Annotated in this window: 12 protein-coding genes and 2 pseudogenes; 3 read left to right on the top strand and 11 right to left on the bottom strand. The window is 72.2% G+C overall.

What is annotated here, in order from left to right:
- The first annotated feature begins 8 nt into the window (after positions 1-8).
- Positions 9-1,451, top strand: a complete 1,443-nt coding sequence (locus ACQP2X_RS06975; RefSeq protein WP_498695175.1) for an alpha,alpha-trehalose-phosphate synthase (UDP-forming) — start codon at positions 9-11, stop codon at positions 1,449-1,451.
- On the opposite strand, the gene ACQP2X_RS06970 is transcribed toward ACQP2X_RS06975, so the two are convergent.
- From ACQP2X_RS06970 to cobC, 4 genes are read right to left on the bottom strand one after another with little or no spacing between them, the layout of a single operon-like run.
- Complete coding sequence (locus tag ACQP2X_RS06970) at positions 1,410-1,769, bottom strand: VOC family protein (RefSeq protein ID WP_498695174.1); 360 nt, start codon at positions 1,767-1,769, stop codon at positions 1,410-1,412. The genes ACQP2X_RS06975 and ACQP2X_RS06970 overlap by 42 nt on opposite strands.
- A 48-nt stretch (positions 1,770-1,817) precedes the next feature.
- Positions 1,818-3,005, bottom strand: coding sequence for a uroporphyrinogen-III C-methyltransferase (cobA, locus tag ACQP2X_RS06965; RefSeq protein ID WP_498695172.1), 1,188 nt, complete (start codon positions 3,003-3,005; stop codon positions 1,818-1,820).
- Positions 3,002-4,003, bottom strand: coding sequence for a nicotinate-nucleotide--dimethylbenzimidazole phosphoribosyltransferase (gene cobT, locus ACQP2X_RS06960; protein ID WP_498700828.1), 1,002 nt, complete (start codon positions 4,001-4,003; stop codon positions 3,002-3,004). Before cobT ends, cobA begins: the two co-directional genes overlap by 4 nt.
- Before the next feature lie 53 nt (positions 4,004-4,056).
- Positions 4,057-5,109 (bottom strand): Rv2231c family histidinol phosphate aminotransferase CobC, encoded by a 1,053-nt coding sequence (gene cobC, locus ACQP2X_RS06955; protein WP_498695171.1) that lies wholly within the window; start codon positions 5,107-5,109, stop codon positions 4,057-4,059.
- A 65-nt stretch (positions 5,110-5,174) separates the two neighbouring features.
- Here cobC and ACQP2X_RS06950 point away from each other — a divergent pair.
- Positions 5,175-7,307, top strand: a pseudogene (locus tag ACQP2X_RS06950) (transglycosylase domain-containing protein); the annotation flags it as partial.
- Positions 7,308-8,004: 697 nt separating this feature from the next.
- On the opposite strand, the gene ACQP2X_RS06945 reads toward ACQP2X_RS06950, so the two are convergent.
- Positions 8,005-8,628 (bottom strand): TIGR03086 family metal-binding protein, encoded by a 624-nt coding sequence (locus tag ACQP2X_RS06945; RefSeq protein WP_498695170.1) that lies wholly within the window; start codon positions 8,626-8,628, stop codon positions 8,005-8,007.
- Positions 8,629-8,848: 220 nt separating this feature from the next.
- Positions 8,849-10,984, bottom strand: a complete 2,136-nt coding sequence (locus tag ACQP2X_RS06940; RefSeq protein ID WP_498695169.1) for a cobyrinic acid a,c-diamide synthase CobB — start codon at positions 10,982-10,984, stop codon at positions 8,849-8,851.
- Positions 10,985-11,085: 101 nt separating this feature from the next.
- Between ACQP2X_RS06940 and ACQP2X_RS06935 the strand changes: the two are divergent.
- Positions 11,086-11,880: pseudogene (locus tag ACQP2X_RS06935) on the top strand (SURF1 family cytochrome oxidase biogenesis protein); the annotation flags it as partial.
- A 426-nt stretch (positions 11,881-12,306) separates the two neighbouring features.
- On the opposite strand, the gene ACQP2X_RS06930 reads toward ACQP2X_RS06935, so the two are convergent.
- From ACQP2X_RS06930 to ACQP2X_RS06910, 5 genes are all read right to left on the bottom strand, one after another.
- A complete protein-coding gene (locus tag ACQP2X_RS06930; RefSeq protein WP_498695168.1) occupies positions 12,307-13,875 on the bottom strand; it encodes an ATP-dependent DNA ligase in 1,569 nt (522 codons plus the stop codon).
- A 55-nt stretch (positions 13,876-13,930) separates the two neighbouring features.
- Positions 13,931-14,227 (bottom strand): hypothetical protein, encoded by a 297-nt coding sequence (locus ACQP2X_RS06925; protein ID WP_498695167.1) that lies wholly within the window; start codon positions 14,225-14,227, stop codon positions 13,931-13,933.
- Between the two features lie 68 nt (positions 14,228-14,295).
- Entirely contained in the window at positions 14,296-15,759 is a 1,464-nt protein-coding gene (locus tag ACQP2X_RS06920) for an FAD-dependent monooxygenase (RefSeq protein ID WP_498695166.1), read from the bottom strand.
- 11 nt (positions 15,760-15,770) lie between these two features.
- The gene (locus ACQP2X_RS06915) at positions 15,771-17,117 is read right to left on the bottom strand and encodes a dipeptidase (protein ID WP_498700826.1); all 1,347 of its coding nucleotides are present in this window, start codon (positions 17,115-17,117) and stop codon (positions 15,771-15,773) included.
- A gap of 22 nt (positions 17,118-17,139) precedes the next feature.
- Positions 17,140-18,207 carry a M48 family metallopeptidase gene (locus ACQP2X_RS06910; RefSeq protein WP_498695165.1) on the bottom strand — a complete coding sequence of 356 codons (1,068 nt, stop codon included), beginning with the start codon at positions 18,205-18,207 and terminating at the stop codon, positions 17,140-17,142.
- Positions 18,208-18,252: the final 45 nt, after the last annotated feature.

Here is an 18,252-nt window from a genome sequence, read left to right as displayed (position 1 = left end):
CACTCAGCGTGGCCGAACGAAGTTCCTTCGTCGTAGTCGCCAACCGTCTGCCCGTCGATGAAGTCACCACCCCGGACGGGGAGCGCCAGTGGCGCACGAGTCCGGGCGGTCTGGTCACCGCGCTCCACCCGGTGCTGACCGAGCACGGAGGCACGTGGATCGGGTGGGCCGGTGGCACCGGCGAAGCGCCCGAGCCCTTCGAACTGGAGGGCATCCACATCCACCCGGTGCCGTTGAGCGCCGAGGAGCTGGAGCGTTACTACGAGGGCCAGTCCAACGCGACCATCTGGCCTCTCTACCACGACGCCGTCGAGACGCCGGTCTACAAGCGGCGCTGGCGCGAGACCTACCGCCTGGTCAACCAGCGCTTCGCGCAGGCCGCGGCCGAGGTGGCCGACGAGGGCGCGACCGTCTGGGTGCAGGACTACCAGCTCCAGCTGGTGCCGGCGATGCTGCGGGAGCTGCGCCCCGATCTCAAGATCGGGTTCTTCCTGCACATCCCGTTCCCGCCGATCGAGCTGTTCATGCAGATGCCGTTCCGGGCCGAGGTGCTGCGCGGCCTGCTCGGCGCCGACCTGGTCGGATTTCAGCAGCGGCTGGCCGCGCAGAACTTCGTCCGCCTGGCCCGGCACCTTCTGGGCCTGCGCTACGAGGGCCAGTCGATCCAGGTGGACGGCCGCAAGGTCAAGGCGGGCGCCTTCCCGATCAGCATCGACACCCGCGAGATGGAGCGGATGGCGGCCGATCCCAAGGTCCAGGCCCGGGCCAAGGAGATCAGGGCCGAGCTCGGCGACCCCAAGACGATCATCCTGGGCGTCGACCGGCTCGATTACACCAAGGGCATCGAGCTGCGTCTCAAGGCGTTCCGCGAGCTGCTGGCCGACGGCAAGCTCAAGGTCGGCGACGCGGTGATGGTGCAGGTGGCGACCCCGAGCCGTGAGCGGGTGGAGCACTACCAGACGCTGCGGGTCAAGGTCGAGCGCGAGGTCGGCCGCATCAACGGCGAGTTCGGCCGGGTCGGTGTGCCGGCCGTGCACTACCTGCACCAGTCGTACAGCAAGCAGGAGTTGGCCGCGATGTATGTGGCGGCCGACGTCATGATGGTGACGCCGCTGCGCGACGGCATGAACCTGGTCGCCAAGGAATATGTGGCGTGCCGGGCCGACACCGGCGGGGCGCTGGTGCTCAGCGAGTTCGCGGGTGCGGCCACCGAGCTGCGCCAGGCGTTCCTGTGCAACCCGCACGACCCCGACGGCGTCAAGGACGCGCTGCTCCGGGCCGTCGCGGCCGAGCCGGCCGAGCTGAAGAGGCGCATGCGGGTGATGCAGCGTCACCTGCGCACGCACGACGTGGCTCAGTGGGCCCGCACGTTCCTGGACGCGCTGGCCGAGGCGGCCGGCGGCCGCGATCTAGTCGACGTAGAGGCAGAAGGGGTGACCGGCGGGGTCTAGGAAGACCCTGACGTTCTCCTGCGGCTGGAAGCCGGCGAGCGTCGCACCCGCCTGGGCGGCGTGCGCGCACGCCGCTTCCAGATCGTCGACCTTGACGTCGAGGTGGGCGCTCATCTGCGGATCGCCCGGCGCGGCCGGCCACACCGGCCGCACGTACTGCTTCTCGGTCTGGAAGGCGAGCCCGGCGCCACCGCCCGGCGCGCCCATCACCACCCAGTCCGTCTCCTCGGTGGTGATGCTCCAGCCCAGCAGCCGGTGGTAGAAGTCCGCCAGCTCCCGGGCGTCCGGAGCGTCCAGCACGGTGCTCGTCAACGTCATTCGCGGCCGTCCGTCCATATTCACGGTCGTACCCGGTGTGTAGCGGTTCTATACCCCTACGTGAACGACGTCGCCGATGACAACGATGGCGGGCGGGTGGATGCCGGCCTCGGCCGCGTCGGCCGCGATCGACCCGAGCGTGCCGCGCAGCGAGCGCTGGTGCGCCGTCGAGCCCTCCTGCACCACCGCGGCCGGCGTCTCGGCCGCGCGTCCCTCGGCGATCAGGCGTTCGGCGATCTTGGGCAGGTTCTTCAGGCCCATGAGGACGACGACGGTGCCGCGCATGCGGGCCAGAGCCGCCCAGTCGACGAGCGAGGCGTCGCTGTCCGGCGCGACGTGCCCGGAGACCACGGTGAACTCGTGGGCCACGCCCCGGTGGGTGACCGGGATGCCGGCCAGCGCGGGCGCGGCGATCGAGCTGGTCACGCCGGGCACGACGAGCACCGGCACGCCGGCCTCGGCGCAGGCGATGGCCTCCTCGCCGCCGCGGCCGAAGACGAACGGGTCGCCGCCCTTGAGCCGCACCACGAACTTGCCCTCTCCGGCGCGCTCGACCAGGATCCGGTTGATCTCCTCCTGGGCCTTCTGCGGCCCGTACGGGATCTTGGCCGCGTCGACGAACTCGACCTCGGGCCGCAGGTCGCCCAGGAGCATGCCGGGAACCAGCCGGTCGGCCACCACCACGTCGGCCGCGGCGAGCAGCCGGCGGCCCTTCACCGTGATCAGCTCGGGGTCGCCCGGGCCGGCCCCGACCAGGGCGACGCCCTTGTATTCGTCGGTCGCCGGCGGGGCGCTCTCGAGGGCGTGCGCCACCAGGTCGCGGACGGCCATCGCGCGCCGCCGGTCGCCACCGTCGGTGACCGCGACCGTGACCTGGCCGTGGCGGGTGACCGCGGGCGTCCAGGCGGTGGCGGCCTCGCGATCGTCGGCGCGGACGCAGAAGATCCGGTGTGTCTCGGCGGCCACGCTGACCTGCTCGGCCGCCGCCGGGTCGTCGATGGCGACGTGCACGAGCCAGGCACCCTCGACGTCGGCCGGCTCGAAGCGGCGGGCCGTCCAGGTGGCCCGGCCGGCGTCGACGTGGCCGTGCAGGGCCGGGCTCAGGTCGGGCGAGACGATCTCGATGACCGCGCCCGCGGCGATCAGGGCGGGCACGCGGCGGGTGGCCACCGCGCCGCCGCCGACCACCAGCACCCGGCGGCCGGTGAGCTTGAGACCGAGGGGGTAGACGCTCATTTCTCGGACACTCCCGCGGAGTCGAACGTGGCGACCTCGTGCAGCACCCGGACGGCGGCTTCGACGACCGGCAGCGCGAGCACGGCGCCGCTGCCCTCGCCCAGGCGCATGCCGAGGTCGAGCAGCGGCTCCAGACCCAGGTGGGCCAGGGCGACGGTGGCGCCCGGCTCGGCCGAGCGGTGCCCGGCCACCATGGCCGCGACCGCGTCGGGAGCGAGGGCGGCGGCGGCCAGAGCGGCCGAGGCGGCGATGACCCCGTCGATGATCACCGGCACGCGGCGGGCGGCGGCGCCCAGGACGAAGCCGGTCAGCGCGGCGTGCTCGAGCCCGCCGACCGCGGCCAGCGCGCCCAGCGGATCGCTCTTCTCGGGCCGGTGCAGCGCGAGGGCCCGGCCCACCACCTCGACCTTGTGATCGAGGGTGGCGTCGTCGATGCCGGTGCCACGGCCGGTCACCTCGGCCGGCGCGAGGCCGGTGAAGACCGCGATCAGGGCGGCCGCGGGAGTCGTGTTGGCGATGCCCATGTCGCCGGTGAGCAGGCACTTGGCGCCGTTGTCGACGAGCGCGGCGGCCACGCCGATGCCCACCTCGACCGCGGCCAGGGCCTCCTCGCGGGTCAGCGCGGGCTCGACGGTCATGTCCCGGGTGCCGCGGCGCACGTTCGCGTCGAGCAGGGTGGCGCCGCCGTGCAGCGGGATGCCCACGCCCACGTCGACCACCATGACGTCGGCCCCGGCCTGCCGGGCGAACGCGTTCACGACCGCGCCGCCGGCCACGAAGTTGGCCACCATCTGGGCGGTGACCTCCTGCGGCCAGGGGGTGACGCCCTGGGCGTGCACGCCGTGATCGCCGGCGAAGACCGCGACGGTGGCCGGCGTGGGCAGCGGCGGCGGGTTGACCCCGGCCAGCCCGGCCAGCCGCACCGAGAGCTCCTCGAGGGCGCCCAGCGAGCCGGCCGGCTTGGTCAGCCGGGCCTGGTGCTCGCGGGCGGCGGCCATCGCCTGCTCGTCGGCGGGACGGACGGCGGCGAGGGTGCCCTCCAGCGATGCGCTCACGCTTGCTCCTCGATCACGGCGGTCAGGGTCTCGACGAATGCGTCGGTGGTGGCAGTGTCGCGCACCGCCAACCGCAGCCAGTCGGCGCCCAGGCCGGGAAAAGTGTCGCCCCGGCGCACGGCGTAGCCGCGTTCCCGCAGCTCCAGCCTGATTTTGTCGGCCCCTTGGAGGCGTACGCTAACGAAGGCACTGGCCGGAGCCCCAGCAACCGTGAGTTTCGGCACTTCGCCGAGCCGGCGAAGCAGGTGAGCCCGGTCCGCCGCGAGGCGACGGGCGATCTCCCGCTCGGCCGCGACAGCGGTGGGTGACGCGCAGGCCAGGGCGGCGGCCAGCGCGGGCGTCGAGACGGCCCACAGCGGCTGGGCCGCGGCCAGCCGGGTGAGCAGCTCGGCCGGGCCGAGAAGGTAGCCGATCCGCAGGCCGGCCAGGCCCCACGTCTTGGTGAGGCTGCGCAGCACGACCAGGCCGGGCAGATCGCGGCGGGACGCGAGCGACTCCGGCTCCCCCTCGACACCCTCACGGAACGTGGTGTCGGCGAAGGCCTCGTCGACCACCAGCACGCGACCCGGGCGGGCCAGCGCGGCGATCTCCTCGGCCGGGTGAAGCACCGAGGTCGGGTTGGTGGGGTTGCCCACGAAGACGAGATCGGCGTCCTCGGGCACTTCTTCTCTTCTGAGCCGGAAACCGTCCTCCTCGCGCAGCAGCACGCGGTCGACCACATGGCCGGCGTTCAGCAGGGCGGCCTCGGGCTCGGTGAACTGAGGGTGGACCACGACCGGGTGATTCGCACCGCGCAGCGCCTGGGCCAGCAGGACGAAAGCCTGTGCCGCGCCGGCGGTCAGAAGGACCTCTTCCGGGACACGACCGTGCCTTTCGGCCACGGCCGCGGTGGCTTTCTCCGCTTGGGGGTACGCCTTCAGGTCGCTCAACGAGCTCATCAGCGGCTGCGCGAGCCAGGGCGGCATGGGCTCGTGCCGGACGTTGACCGCCAGGTCGATCAGCCCCGGGCCGACCTCCGAGTCGCCGTGGTGGCCTAGGTCGAGGGACATGGGATCAGGATGCCCGACCGTGATACGCACGTTACTTCGGCTGTTCCGTGAGCAAATAAGAGGTTTTGTCATACCTTCAAGGGGTGGCAGCCGGAAAAGTCGCTCCCCTCGTCCGTGCCGGCCTGATCGCGGGACTCGTGGTCGCCGGCCTCGCCTATCCACTGGCCGCCCTCGCCGGACTCGGCGTCAAGGCCGGCACCCAAGCCCTCGACGGGCTGCCCGAGGAACTCATCGAGGTGCCCACCGCACAGACGACGTACGTCTACGCCAACGACGGGAAGACGCTGCTCACGACGTTCTACGAGGAGCACCGCAAGCCCGTGAAGATCACGGACATGTCGCCGTACATCACCCAGGCCATCGTGGCGTCCGAGGACACCCGCTTCTACGAGCACAACGGGGTCGACGCCAAGGGCGTGGCCCGGGCCTTCGTCGCCAACCAGAAGGCCGGCGGGGTCTCGCAGGGCGCGTCGACGCTGACCATGCAGTACGTCCGCATGGCGCTCCGGGACGGCGCGCAGACCCCGAAGGAGGCGCTCGAGGCGACCGAGCAGACCACCTCGCGCAAGCTGCGGGAGATGCGGCTCGCCATCGAGCTGGAGAAACGGCTCACCAAGCAGGAGATCCTCGAGCGGTACCTGAACTCGGCGTACTACGGCCACCGGGCGTACGGCATCTTCGCCGCCTCTCAGGTCTTCTTCTCCAAGTCACCGAAGAACCTGACCCTCACGGAGGCCGCCCTGCTCGCCGGCCTGGTCAAGGCGCCGTCGGCCTACGACCCGGCGACCCAGGACCGCCAGGCGGCCACGGACCGCCGCAACTACGTGATCGACCAGATGGTCAAGATGCGCACGATCACGGCGGCGCAGGCGGCCGACGCGAAGCGGGCGAAGATCACGCTGAAGCTCAGCTCGGCGCCGAACGACTGCATCTCGATCGCCGACCCGCACAACGACTGGGGCTTCTTCTGCGACTACTTCAAGTCGTGGTGGAAGGAACAGCCGGCCTTCGGCAAGACCACATCCGAGCGCGAGGAGAACCTGCGCCGCGGCGGCTACCGGGTGGTCACCTCCATCGACCCCAAGATCCAGGGGTACGCCATGGAGCACATCCTCGACAAGGAGAAGCGCCGCAGCCGCATCGCGCACGGCCAGGTCATCATCGAGCCGGGCACCGGCCGGGTGCTCAGCATGGCGGTGAACCGGCGCTACTCCCTCGACCAGTCCGGCAACGAGAAGCACAGCCGTTACCGCAACGTGAAGGGCAACTTCCCGAACACGGTGAACCCGCTGCTCGGCGGCGGCTCGATGGCCGGCTATCAGGCGGGCTCCACGTTCAAGATCTTCACGATGCTGGCCGCCCTGGACGAGGGGATGCCGCTGTCGACGTCGTTCTACAGCCCGCAGAGGTTCTACTCGAAATACATCACGGCGCCCGGCCCGGCGACATGCGGCGTGCACTGGTGCCCGAAGAACTCGACATCGTCGATGACGGGCGACCAGACGATGTGGAGCGGCTTCGGCAAATCGGTGAACACCTACTTCGTGCAGCTCGAACAGAAGGTGGGAGCGGAGAAGGCGGTGAAGATGGCCGAGCGGCTCGGCCTGCGCTGGCGTACGGACGTGGACCGCCGGCTGGCGTCACCCGAGCACGCGTCGGGGTGGGGCGCGTTCACCCTGGGGGTGAGCGACGCGACGCCGATCGAGATGGCGAACGTGTTCGCGACGCTGGCCGCGGAGGGCAACTACTGCGAGCCGCTGCCGGTGAAGTCGATCCTCGACCGCAACGGCAAGGCGGCGACCTATCAGGGCAAGCAGATCGCGGCGCCGCGCTGCCACCGGGCGGTGTCGGTCGACGTGGCCCGGGCGGCGACGGACGCGGCCCGCTGCGTGACCGGCTACGGCGCGGCCCGGGGCAGTTGCGGCGGCTGGGGTACGTCGGAGATGGTCCACGGCGTGCTGAAGCGGCCGGTGGCCGGCAAGAGCGGCACCACCGACAGCAACAAGACGGCCTGGTTCTGCGGCTTCACACCGCAGTTGGCGGCCGCCGCGTTCGTGGCGGACCCGGACAACCCCGAGAAGAACGTGGGCACGAGCCGGGCAACGGTCTCGAAGTACACGGTGGCCGAGACGTTGAAGGACGCCTTGAAGGGCCAGCCGAAGCTGAAGTTCACCCCACCTTCGGACGCGATCACCTCGAAGTGGAACCGCGACCGCGACTCCGACCGCGACCGCGATTCCGACCGCGACGCGGACCGCGACCGCGACTCCGACCGCGACCGCGATTCCGACCGCGACGCGGACCGCGACCGCGACTCCGACGGCGACCGCGACGCCGACCGTGATCAGGACTCCGACCGTGATCGCGACTCCGGCGACCGCGATTCCGACTCCAACCGCGATCGCGACTCCGACTCCGACCGCGACTCCGGTGACCGCGACGCGGACGCCGGCCGTGATCGCGACTCGGCGGATGACGCCGACCGCCTGTCAGACGCCGGCAACGACTCCGACCGCGACAGGCGGCGTCACTCCGACGACTCCGGCCGCCGAAACCCGGACGACTCCGGCCGCCGCAACCCGAACGCCGAGGACACGAACCGCGACTAGCACCTCCTCTCAGTCGGCAGGAAGCGCACCACCGGGCGTCGCGGCCAGCCAGGGCGGGAGCTGACCGCGACCAGCGCTCTCCTCTCAGGCGCCGACGGGCATCGCGACCGGCACTCTCCCCTCAGGCGGCAGGGGCGGCCGGGGCGCCGACGGGCATCGCGGCCGGCACTCTCCCCTCAGGCGGCAGGGGCGGCCGGGGCGCCGACGGGCATCGCGGCCGGCACTCTCCCCTCAGGCGGCAGGGGCGGCCGGGGCGCCGACGGGCATCGCGGCCGGCACTCTCCTCTCAGGCGGCAGGGGCGGCCGGGCGGCGGCGAGGAGCGCGCCACCGGGCATCCCGGCCGGTCAGGGCCAGGAGCTGGTCGAGCAGGGTGGCCTCGTCGTCGGTGATCGGGAGGACCGGGCCGAACAGGCCGGGGGTGCCCTCGGGCGGATATTGCGCGTTGAACTCGATGAGAATCTCGAGGGTGCGCGGGTCGGCGGCGTATTCCTGGCCGGTGGACCGGGCCAGGTCCCAGCCGTGGACGATCAGCTCGGTCATGGCGACGTGGCCGAGGGCGGCGGCCGGCATGGTGACGCCGCCGGCGGCGGACGTGCCGGTCCAGGCGGTCTGCTCTTTCCAGGCGGTGGCGAGGTCTTCCAGGAGGACGGGGAGGCGGCTGCGCCAATGCCGGGACAGATGTTGCGCTGAGGGCTCGGGCGGCGGCTCGGAGGTGCCGGGGGCGTCGGCGCGTTTGCGGGCGGTCTGCGTGAAGGCGAAGGACAGGCCCATCAGATGATCGAGAAGAGCGGCGACGCTCCAGTCGGGACACGGAGTGGGGCCCAGCAGCTCGTGATTGCCGATGCCCAGCAGAAGCGCTCGCATCACCCGAACCGGCGGGTCGAAGTCCAGCGGCACACGATCGGCCACGGCAGTCCTCCTTCGGGTCGTCCTCGTTAAGTTCACGTTACGGCCGGGGTACGACAGTTTTGTGCCTCGCGGAGGGCGTTTTCGCGGTGGTCCGTGCTTTCGGCCTGATCTATGTGGAACGGGCGCGTTTCGGCGGCCGAACTCGCGGCGTTCGGCTGTTGCGCCGCGTCATCCGGACGACCCGGATCGGTGGTCGCGCCCGCACGGGGCGCCCACCCGCTCAGGAGATGGTGATGTCCACGGTGTCGTTCAGATTGGACGAGGACCCACTGGCCCGCGGAGCCGGAGCCGACGGCTGTTGATCAGCACCGCCCGGCACGGCCGACCCGGCCCGTCCGGCCGCGAGCGTCTGCTGTCCGGGCGACCCCAGATGCTCGGGGCGGCCCTGGTGCGGAGCGGGCGAGGTCTGAGGGTGAGGCGAGCCGGGTTGTACGGATGCGCGAGCCGGCTGCGGCGTCGCCGAACCGGCCTGGTCGAAGTGGTGGACCGGCGAATGCTCGGCCGGCGGCGACTGCGGGTAGCCGGCATTCGGTTGAAGCGACATCGGCTGCGGGTAGCCGGGCGACTGCTGCGCCGGGACGGGCTCGTGAGCGGGCTGCGGCTGAGCCGACGGCGGCTGAGCGGCGAAGGCCTGGGTGGGTGCGGACTCGGCCAGAGCCGGCTGCTGCGACTGAGGCTCGACCGGCGTGGTCGAGCCCTGTGGCTGAGCCGGGTGGTCTTGGGCCGGGTGGAGCTGGGCCTGGTGGAACTGGGCCGGCTGCGACTGGACCGCGTGAAGCTGGGCCGGGTGGGGCTGGGCTGCGTGGAGCTGGGCCGGCTGCGGCTGAGGCTGCGGAGGGTGGGGCTCCGAAGGGTGGTGCGGCTCCGGCTGGGACTTCGCGGGCTGGGAAGGCTTCGGCGGGGCCGGGGGCATCGGCTGAGCCTGAGGGTGGGGCTGGGATTGGGACTGTGGTTGGGGCTGGGGTGGCATCGCGGGGCGGGGCGGTGGGGACATCGGGGCCGGGCCGGCCAGGGCGGCCGAGACGATGCGTTTGGCGATCTCGGGGGCGGCGGCCCAGTGCAAGCCCAGCTGGGAGGCGTGCACCTGGCGCCAGACGAAGCCCTCGGGGTTGCCGCCCGACCAGGTCCAGGCCGGGACCGTGCCCGCGCGCGGAGTGACGATCGCGCGGTGCTGCTTGTAGCCGGTGATGCGGGCTCCGGCGGGGGCCAGCGTCGAGGTGGTGGGCGCCGTGGCCTCGCGATATCCGGCGATGGTCTGGTCGGCGGTGGTGGATGACGCGTCGAAGACGCCGCACATCGGGCGGCCGTCGAACTCGCGGCCCAGCCATGGCAGGGCCACGCCCTCGGCCACGACCGGCCAGCCGTCGCGGGCGAACTGCGCCACGTCGTTACAGAGCCTGCGGTTGGCCGACAGTTCCTCGGCGTACCCCTCGGGAAGGCCGGCGCCGACGATCAGCGCCCGCGTGCCGGCCGGCAGCGACTCGTCGCGCAACGGGTCGACCACGGCCACGTCCGCGCCCGCTGCCGTCAGGAGCTCGGCCGTCTCGACGTACGTGAACGGAGCACCCGGACCACCCGCAAGCGCGACCACCGGTCGCTGGTCGAAGACCTCGCCGCCGACGACGTCGGCGGGCGTCCAGATCGGCCCGGGCAGAGCGGGCGCCGAGGCCGCGAGAGCCATCAGGCGGTCCATGTCGAGCGCGCCCGCCACCGCCTCGCCCAGACGGCGGACGGCACGGCTGGCCTCGACCGTCCGGTGGGCGACCGGCACCGGGCCGTGGGCGCGGGCCGGAAGGACGTTCGGCAGGTCGCCGCGGCGCAGCGCGCCCAGCACCGGCATGCCGATGTCGTCGAGGGCGGTGCGCAGCATCTGCTCGTGGCGCGGCGACGCGACCCGGTTGAGGATCACCCCGCCCAGGTGCACCATCTCGTCGAACATGCGGAAGCCGTGCACGAGGGCGGCCAGCGAATGCCCCATCGCGGCGACGTCGACGACCAGCACGACCGGGGCGTGCAGAGCGGCGGCGACGGCGGCGGTGCCGTCGATCTCGGGCTGTCCGGTGAGCGAGTCGAACAGGCCCATGGCCCCCTCGATCACCGAGAGTTGCGCGCTGCCGGCGCCGTGCAGGAACAGGGGCGCGATGCGCTGCGCGCCGACCAGGCGGGGGTCGAGGTTGCGGCCGGGACGGCCGGCGGCCAGACCGAGGTACGCGGCGTCGGTGTGATCCGGGCCGACCTTGAACCCGGCCGCCGGGATGCCACGCGCAGCGGTCGCCGCGAGCAGGCCGACCGCGATCGCGGTCTTGCCGTGCCCGGACGCGGGCGCGCTCACGACCAGACGGGGCTGGGCGCTCATCTATGACTCTCCCGAACGGAATATCGCCTGTTGTCGACTACCGAAGTGGGACAGTACCTGGCCCCAGCAGGTGTCAACCTGTCGACGGGTAGCCTCGGGACGTGTACCGCTTCCTGCTGAGGCCGCGTTGGCTGGCCGCCGCCGCGTTCGCTCTGGCGGCCGCGACGGTCATGGTGATGCTCGGCAACTGGCAGCTGCGACGGTACGAGGAGCGCAGCGCGATAAACGATCGCATCGACGCCGCCGACTCCGTGCAGGCCGTTCCGATGACCTCGGTGCTGGCCCGGCCGGCCGCCCCGGGCACCGCCGGTGAGGCCCCCGGCAAGCACCTGGCCTGGACAAAGGTCACTGTGAGCGGGCGCTATGACCCGGCTCACGAGATCCAGGCGCGGGGCCGCACGGTCGACGGCGACGTCGGCTACGAGATCGTCACACCGCTGGTTCTCGAGGACGGTACGGCTGTGCTGGTCGACCGCGGCTGGATCCCGGCCCCGGCCGGTGGGGCGCTGGCGGCGCCCACGGTGCCGGCCGCCCCGACGGGCACGGTGACCGTCGTGGGCCAGCTCCACCTGTCGGAAAGTCGACCAGCACCGATCGAGCAGCGCAACGGCCGTCTGGACACCCGGCGCATCACGGTGCCGAAGCTCGCACACGAAATGCCCTATCCCGTGTACGGAGCGTACGTGCTCCTCACCGAGCAGACGCCGGCCAATGACGCCGCGTTCACCAGGATCCCGATCGATCACGAGGACGCCTGGCAGAACGGCGGCTACGCGGTCCAGTGGTGGCTGTTCGCGGTGATGGCGCTGTTCGCGTACGGCTACTACGCCCGCAAGGAGGCGCGGGGCGAGTCGAAGCCGAGCTCCCCCGGCGCCGCCCGCGAGCCGGTCCCGGCCACGACACAGCCCGCCGGCACCGCCCACACCCGCGACCGAGTCGAAGATCACGACCGCCGCCGATCAGGCGACCGCGTGGACGACTACGACCGCCGCAAGGCCGCCACCGGCGACCGGGTCGAGGAGTACGACCGCCGCAGGGCCGCCGCGGACGACGGCGACCGGGTGGCGGAGTACGACCGTAAGAAAGCGGCCGCGCTGGCCGCCACCGGCGACCGCGTCGAGGAAGCCGATCGCAGGCGGGCCGCCGCCGACGACGACCGTTAGCGGTCAGCTACCGCGCCACGTCGGCCGCTACCCGGAGTCACCCGCCGCCGCTGCTCACCGTGCCCGATCGGGCAAAGCGCGGCAGGTGAACGGCCACCCGGCCGCCGAGCCGGGCGGTCACGGCGGCGGGCAGGGCGGTCACGGCGGCGGGGCGGGCGGTTACGGCGGTGGGTGGCCGCCGATGGCGCGGACCGTGTCGATGGTGTCGGCCTCGGCCGCCGGTTTGTCGTCGCGGTAGCGCAGGACCCGGGCGAAGCGCAGCGCCACCCCGCCCGGATAGCGCGGGGACGTCTGCACCCCGTCGAAGGCGATCTCGACCACCTGCACCGGCCGCACCCGGACCACCCAGCCGTTGTCGTCGACCTTCAGCTCCTGGAAGCGCTCGGTCTGCCAGCGCAGCAACTCGTCGGTGAGCCCTTTGAAGGTCTTCCCGAGCATCACGAATTCGCCCGTACGCGGGTCGAGCGCACCCAGATGCAGGTTGGAGAGCCAGCCTCGCCGCCGCCCGTGCCCCCACTCGACCGCCAGCACCACCAGGTCGAGCGTGTGCCGCGGCTTGACCTTGACCCAGGCGTTGCCCCGGCGCCCCACGTCGTACGGCGCCTCGGTCGCCTTGATGACCACGCCCTCCTGCCCGGCCGCGATCGCCGCCGCGAACGCGGCCGCCGCCTCCTCCTCGGTCTCGACCGTCGTCCGTCCCACGATCAGCTCCGACGGCAGCGCATCGGCCAGCGCCGCCCACCGCACCCGCCCTGGCTCGTCCAGCAGATCCACACCGTCGAGATGCAGCAGATCGAAGAAGTACGGCGTCAGCGCGATCGGCGCCGCAGCGGAAGAAGCAGGCGCGGAAGCAGCTGCGCGAGCGGACGATCGGGCGCCGCGGGTCGCGGCTCGACTTGAGGTCTCCTGGAACGGGCGGGGGCGGCCGGTCTCGTCCAAGGCCATGGCCTCGCCGTCGAGGACGGCCTCGCGCAAGGGGAGCTTGCGGACCGCGTCGACCACCTCGGGCATGCGGGACGTGATGTCGTCGAGGCTTCGGGTAAAGACGGCCACGTCGTCGCCCGAGCGGTGGACCTGGATGCGGATGCCGTCAAGTTTCACGTCGACCGTGGCCGGGGCGCCGGTGGCCAGCAGGGCCGCGCCGACGTCGGGAGCGGCCTGGGCCAGCATCGGGGTGAGCGGGGTGCCGACCCGCAGGTGGATCTCGGCCAGGGCCGGCGCGCCGCCGGTCAGCGCGGCGACGGCCACCTGTTTCAGGTCGCCGGAGAGCAGCAGCGCCCGGCGGACCGCGGTGAGCGGGATCGCGGACGCCTTGGCGATCGCGTCGGCCAGCAGGCCGGCCTGGGCGCCCTGACGCAGCTCGCCGCCGAACAGGCCGACCAGCAGGCGCTGCTCGTCGGCGGTGGCGGCGGCGAAGAGGGCGCCGAGCAGCTCGCGCCGCCGGGCCTGTGAGCCGGCGCCGGCGACCACCGAGATCTCGGCGATCGCCGCGTCGACACCGCCGACGGTGAGGCTCGGCTCGGCTGCGGGCGGCGGCTGGTCGCGCAGGCTCGCATAACCCACCCCGGTCTGCCGCTGCCGCAGCTCGCCGGCGAGAAAGGCCGCGCCGGCCGCGATCTCGTCAGGGTCGAGCCGGCGCAGCGCGTCGGCCAGCAGCTCGATCTTGGCTTTGCGCCCGGAGGTCGCCGCGACGGCCGCCGAGGTCGCCGCCACGTCAAGGAATCGCACTCAGACATCCTGGCAGCACCCCCTGACATTTTCTGGCCGGAAGCTGGGCTGAGACTCAGGCGGCGCGGGGCTCGGAGATGCGGAAACCGCGGGCGCGCACCTGGTCGGCCACGCGGGTCACCTGGGCGTCGAGGGCGACCAGGGTGGCCGACAGGTCTTCCAGATGGTCGGTGAGGGCGGAGTCGTCCCAGTCGGCGACGTCGACCGAGCTCATCGCGTGGACCGCGGCGCGGAGCCGGGCGATGGACTCGAGACGCTCACGGGAGCGAAGCCGGTCGATGGCATGGCGCGGCCCGACCGGCAACGACCGCACCACCGGGGCGAGGGCGGTAGGCACTTCGTTCGAACGCATGTTCGATATCCTAACAGGACGCATCGCACTTGCGCACCGGTTCACTCTTTGTGACGAAGCCCCCGCTTTCAGCCCGTGAGCAGGGGCGAGAACGTGTCGATGGCATCGCCCGGCGCGGACGAGGCGGCCACAAAACCGTCGGGGCGCACGAGGTAGAGCCGTCCCGGCACGAGGCCGGTTCGCGGCGGCGCCGCGGCGAAGACGTGCACGGGCACGCCCAGATCGGGAACGCCTGTCACTTCCCCGTACGCGTGGATCTGCCAGGTGAGTTCGCGCAGCACGTCGTAGTTCCCGCCCGTCCAGGGCAGCCGGCGGCCGACGACCTGATCGCGCCGCCCGCCCGAGGCCGCCTCGGCGCCGGCGGTCATCCAGTAGTGGATGCGGATCTGGGACACGTACTGGAACAGGCGCGAGCCGCCCGAGGCGCGCGGCAGAACCCGAACCGCCACCGGCGCCAGCAGCGGCACCACCAGCGCCCGCAGGGCGCGCAGGGCCAGCCGCTGGGAGGTGACCGCGCCGAAGACCCGGTCGGTGGTGGCGATCAGCGTCTGTGCCACCGGCCGGCGCTCGGCCTCGTACCGGTCGAGCCAGGCGTCCTTGCGGCGGCCGTGCACCACGTCGGCCAGCTTGAACGCGAGGTTGTGGGCGTCCTGCAGGCCCGTGTTCATGCCCTGGCCGCCGACCGGCGAATGGACGTGGGCGGCGTCGCCGGCCAGGAAGAACGGCCCGTCGCGGAACGCCGCCGCGACCCGGTGGTGCACCTTGTACGTCGCGAACCAGCGGGCCTCGCCGTAGGTGACCGCGAACCGGCGGATGCGCGGGCGTACCTCCTCCTCGGCGAGCTCCTCGTCGCCGACCAGGCCGATGATCCGCCAGTTGCCACGGCCCCGCATGGGAAAGCCGAGCAGGAAGTCGGAGCCGCCGGGGCGCACGTTTATCGCGTTCTCCACCAGGCCACCGGCCGCGGCCGCGTCGAGGACGAAGAACCTGTACGGGTTGGTCACGCCCTCGAACGGGATGCGGCGCGCCCTTCGTACGACCGAATTGGCCCCGTCGCAACCCACGCAGAACCGGGCCCGCACGGTGTCGTTGCCGACCTTGGCCACCACGCCCTCGTCGGTCTGCGTCACCGCCGTCACCGGGGTCTCCCAATGGACCCGGCCACCGATCTTCTGGAGGTTTTCGTACAGGATCTCCTCGTTGCGGCTCTGCTCGAGGACCTCGATGAAGGGGTACGGCGTGAGATCGCCCCCGAGGGGGCCGATCGGGATGCGCCCGAACGCGCGGTCGTTGAAACCGGGCGCCAGCGCGTCCGCGCGATGGGCGGCGTGGAGCACCAGGTCGCCGAGGCCGAGCTGGTCGTAGATCTCGAGGCTGCGCGCCTGCACGACGAGGGCCCGCGACTCGCGGGTGGGCCCCTCCTTGCCGTCGGCGACGATCACGTCGACCCCGAGTTTGACCAGCCAGTTGGCGAGCATCAGCCCGGTCGGACCGGCGCCCGCCACCAGCACGTCACACGTCAGCTCGGCCATCGGCCGCCCCCTTACTGAGACAATGCGTCCGCCACGTTCTTGAGTAGGAGAGCCTCGGCCACGCAGACCCGCTCGAACTCGCCCAGGTGCAGGCTCTCGTTCGGGCCGTGCGCGCCCGCGTACGGGTCTTCGACGCCGGTGACCAGCACCGCCGCCTGGGGGAAGAGCTCCTGGAAGGTGGCGATGAACGGGATCGACCCGCCCACGCCGATGTCGACCGGCGACGTGCCGTCCCAGGCCGAGGTGAAGGCGGCGCGGGCCGCCTCGTAGGCCGGGCCGGTCGCGTCGATCACGCAGGGCGAGCCGAGGCTCTCCAGGGTGACCTCGACCTGCGCGCCCCACGGCACGTTCTTCTCCAGGTGGGCCTTGATCGCCTCGTACGCCGACTGGGGGTCGTCGCCCGGGGCCAGCCGCACGCCGATCTTCGCCTTGGCCGTGGGCTGGAGGGCGTTCGCCGCCTCGAGCGTGCGCGGGGCGTCGATGCCGAGCACCGAGATGGCCGGCTTGGTCCAGAGGCGGTCGGTGATGGTGCCCTTGCCGATCAGCTGGAGACCGTCGAGCGCGCCCGCCTCGTGGCGGAACCGGTCCTCCGGATAGTCGACCGGGGCGCCCTCGCGGCCGACCAGGCCGTCGACGGCGACCTCGCCGTGCTCGTCGTGCAGCGTCGTGATCAGGCGGGACAGCGTGATCAGGGCGTCCGGCACGGGACCGCCGTACATGCCGCTGTGCACGGCGCTGCGCAGCACCTTGACCTCGGCGAACAGGTTGACCAGGCCGCGCAGCGAGGTGGTCAGCGCGGGCTCGCCGATGTCCCAGTTGCCGGAGTCGGCAATCACGATCACGTCGGAGCGCAGCTCCTCGAGGTGAGCCTGGATGATCGCGTCGAGCGAATCCGAGCCGTACTCCTCCTCGCCCTCGACGAAGACCACGACACCGACCGGAAGCTGGTCGCCGAAGGCGCGCAGGGCGGCGATGTGGGCCATCACGCCGGCCTTGTCGTCGGCGGCGCCGCGGCCGTAGAGGCGGCCGTCGCGCTCCTGCGGCTCGAACGGGTCGCTCGTCCACTTGTCGAGGTCGCCCACCGGCTGCACGTCGTGGTGCGCGTAGAGCAGGACGGTCGGCGCGCCGGCCGGGGCCGCCTTGCGGCCGATCACGGCGGGCTGGCCGCCGTGCCGCACGATCTGCACATCGAGGCCGACGCCGCGCAGCAGCTCGGCGACGGCCTCGGCCGACCGCTCCACGTGGGAGTGGTCGAAGCCCTCGAAGGCGATGCCGGGAATGCGGATCAGCCGCTCCAGGTCGGCACGGACCCCGGGCAGCTCCCGCGCGACCGCGGCGCGCAGATCGGTTTCACTCAAACTCATGAACCGATCCTAAGGGTCAGACGTCGCCGTCTCCGTTGCCCCGACCGCGGCGCGAAGCGTCGTTGGCCCAGTTGCGGGCGCCGCGCACGGCCGAGCCGGCCAGGTCGCCCGCGCCGTCGCCGAGCTTGCGGAGCAGGCCGACCAGCGGGTCCTGCGAGTTGTTGAAGGTGTCGCGGTACGACTGCGCGGCCGCCTTGACGTCCTCGGAGACCGAGGCGTCGCCGTCGGAGTCGCGGCGCGGGTAGTCGCCGCCCAGGATCTGCGCGTAGGCGCCCGAGTCGATCCACTTACGCAGCTCGGCGGCGCGGGCGACGGGCACCGGGTGGGTGCTCCACGCGGTCATGCCGATCTTGTGGATGCTGTCGCGCAGGTCGCCACCGCTCTCGTACTCGGCGGCCTGCTCGAGGAAGGCGGCCGTGTCGATCTGGGAGAGGTCACCGCCGCCGGCCAATTTCATCAGCAGGCGCAGCGAGGCCGCCGGGTCCTGGCCGGCGAGCAGGCCGGCCCGGTCGGCCGACAGCTCGGCCTTGCGCCACCACTCGAACATCGCGGCGATGATCGCCCGGAGCGCGATGGCACCGACCGGCAGCCAGCTCAGGTTGGCCGCCCAGCGCGTGAGGATCATCATGATCGTCTTGTAGACGGCATGGCCGCTGCGCACGTGGCCGATCTCGTGGCCCAGCATGGCCCGCAGCTCGTCGTCGTCGAGCCGCTCCACGGCGGCCGTGGTGATCACGATGAACGGCTTGTCGAGGCCGATGGCGGAGCCGTTGATGATCGGGTCCTGCGAGACGTAGAGCTCCGGCAGCTCGACCACGTCGAGGGTCTGCGCGGCCTCGGTGAAGCGCTGGTAGACCCGCGGGTACTGCCGGTGGTCGACCCGGATGGCGCCGGCCAGGAACTGCAGGCGGAAACCGCGCTCGTTCCACATGCCGAAGAACGCCTTGACCACGTCGTCGAAGCCGCGCAGCTCACGCAGGGCGGTCAGCGCGCCCCGGTCGGCCGGATGTTCCCAGGCCCGCGAGCTGATGCCGGTCAGCGTGACCCGCCGGCGCACCGGACGGTTCTCCTCGTCGGTCGTCATCGATCCCACACCCCGTCCTGAGCTCCGGGCCTGAACACGCCAGGC

It is taken from the genome of Actinoplanes sp. CA-131856 (assembly GCF_050956135.1).
GTDB lineage: Bacteria > Actinomycetota > Actinomycetes > Mycobacteriales > Micromonosporaceae > Actinoplanes.
This window is presented reverse-complemented; position numbering and strand designations above follow the sequence as displayed.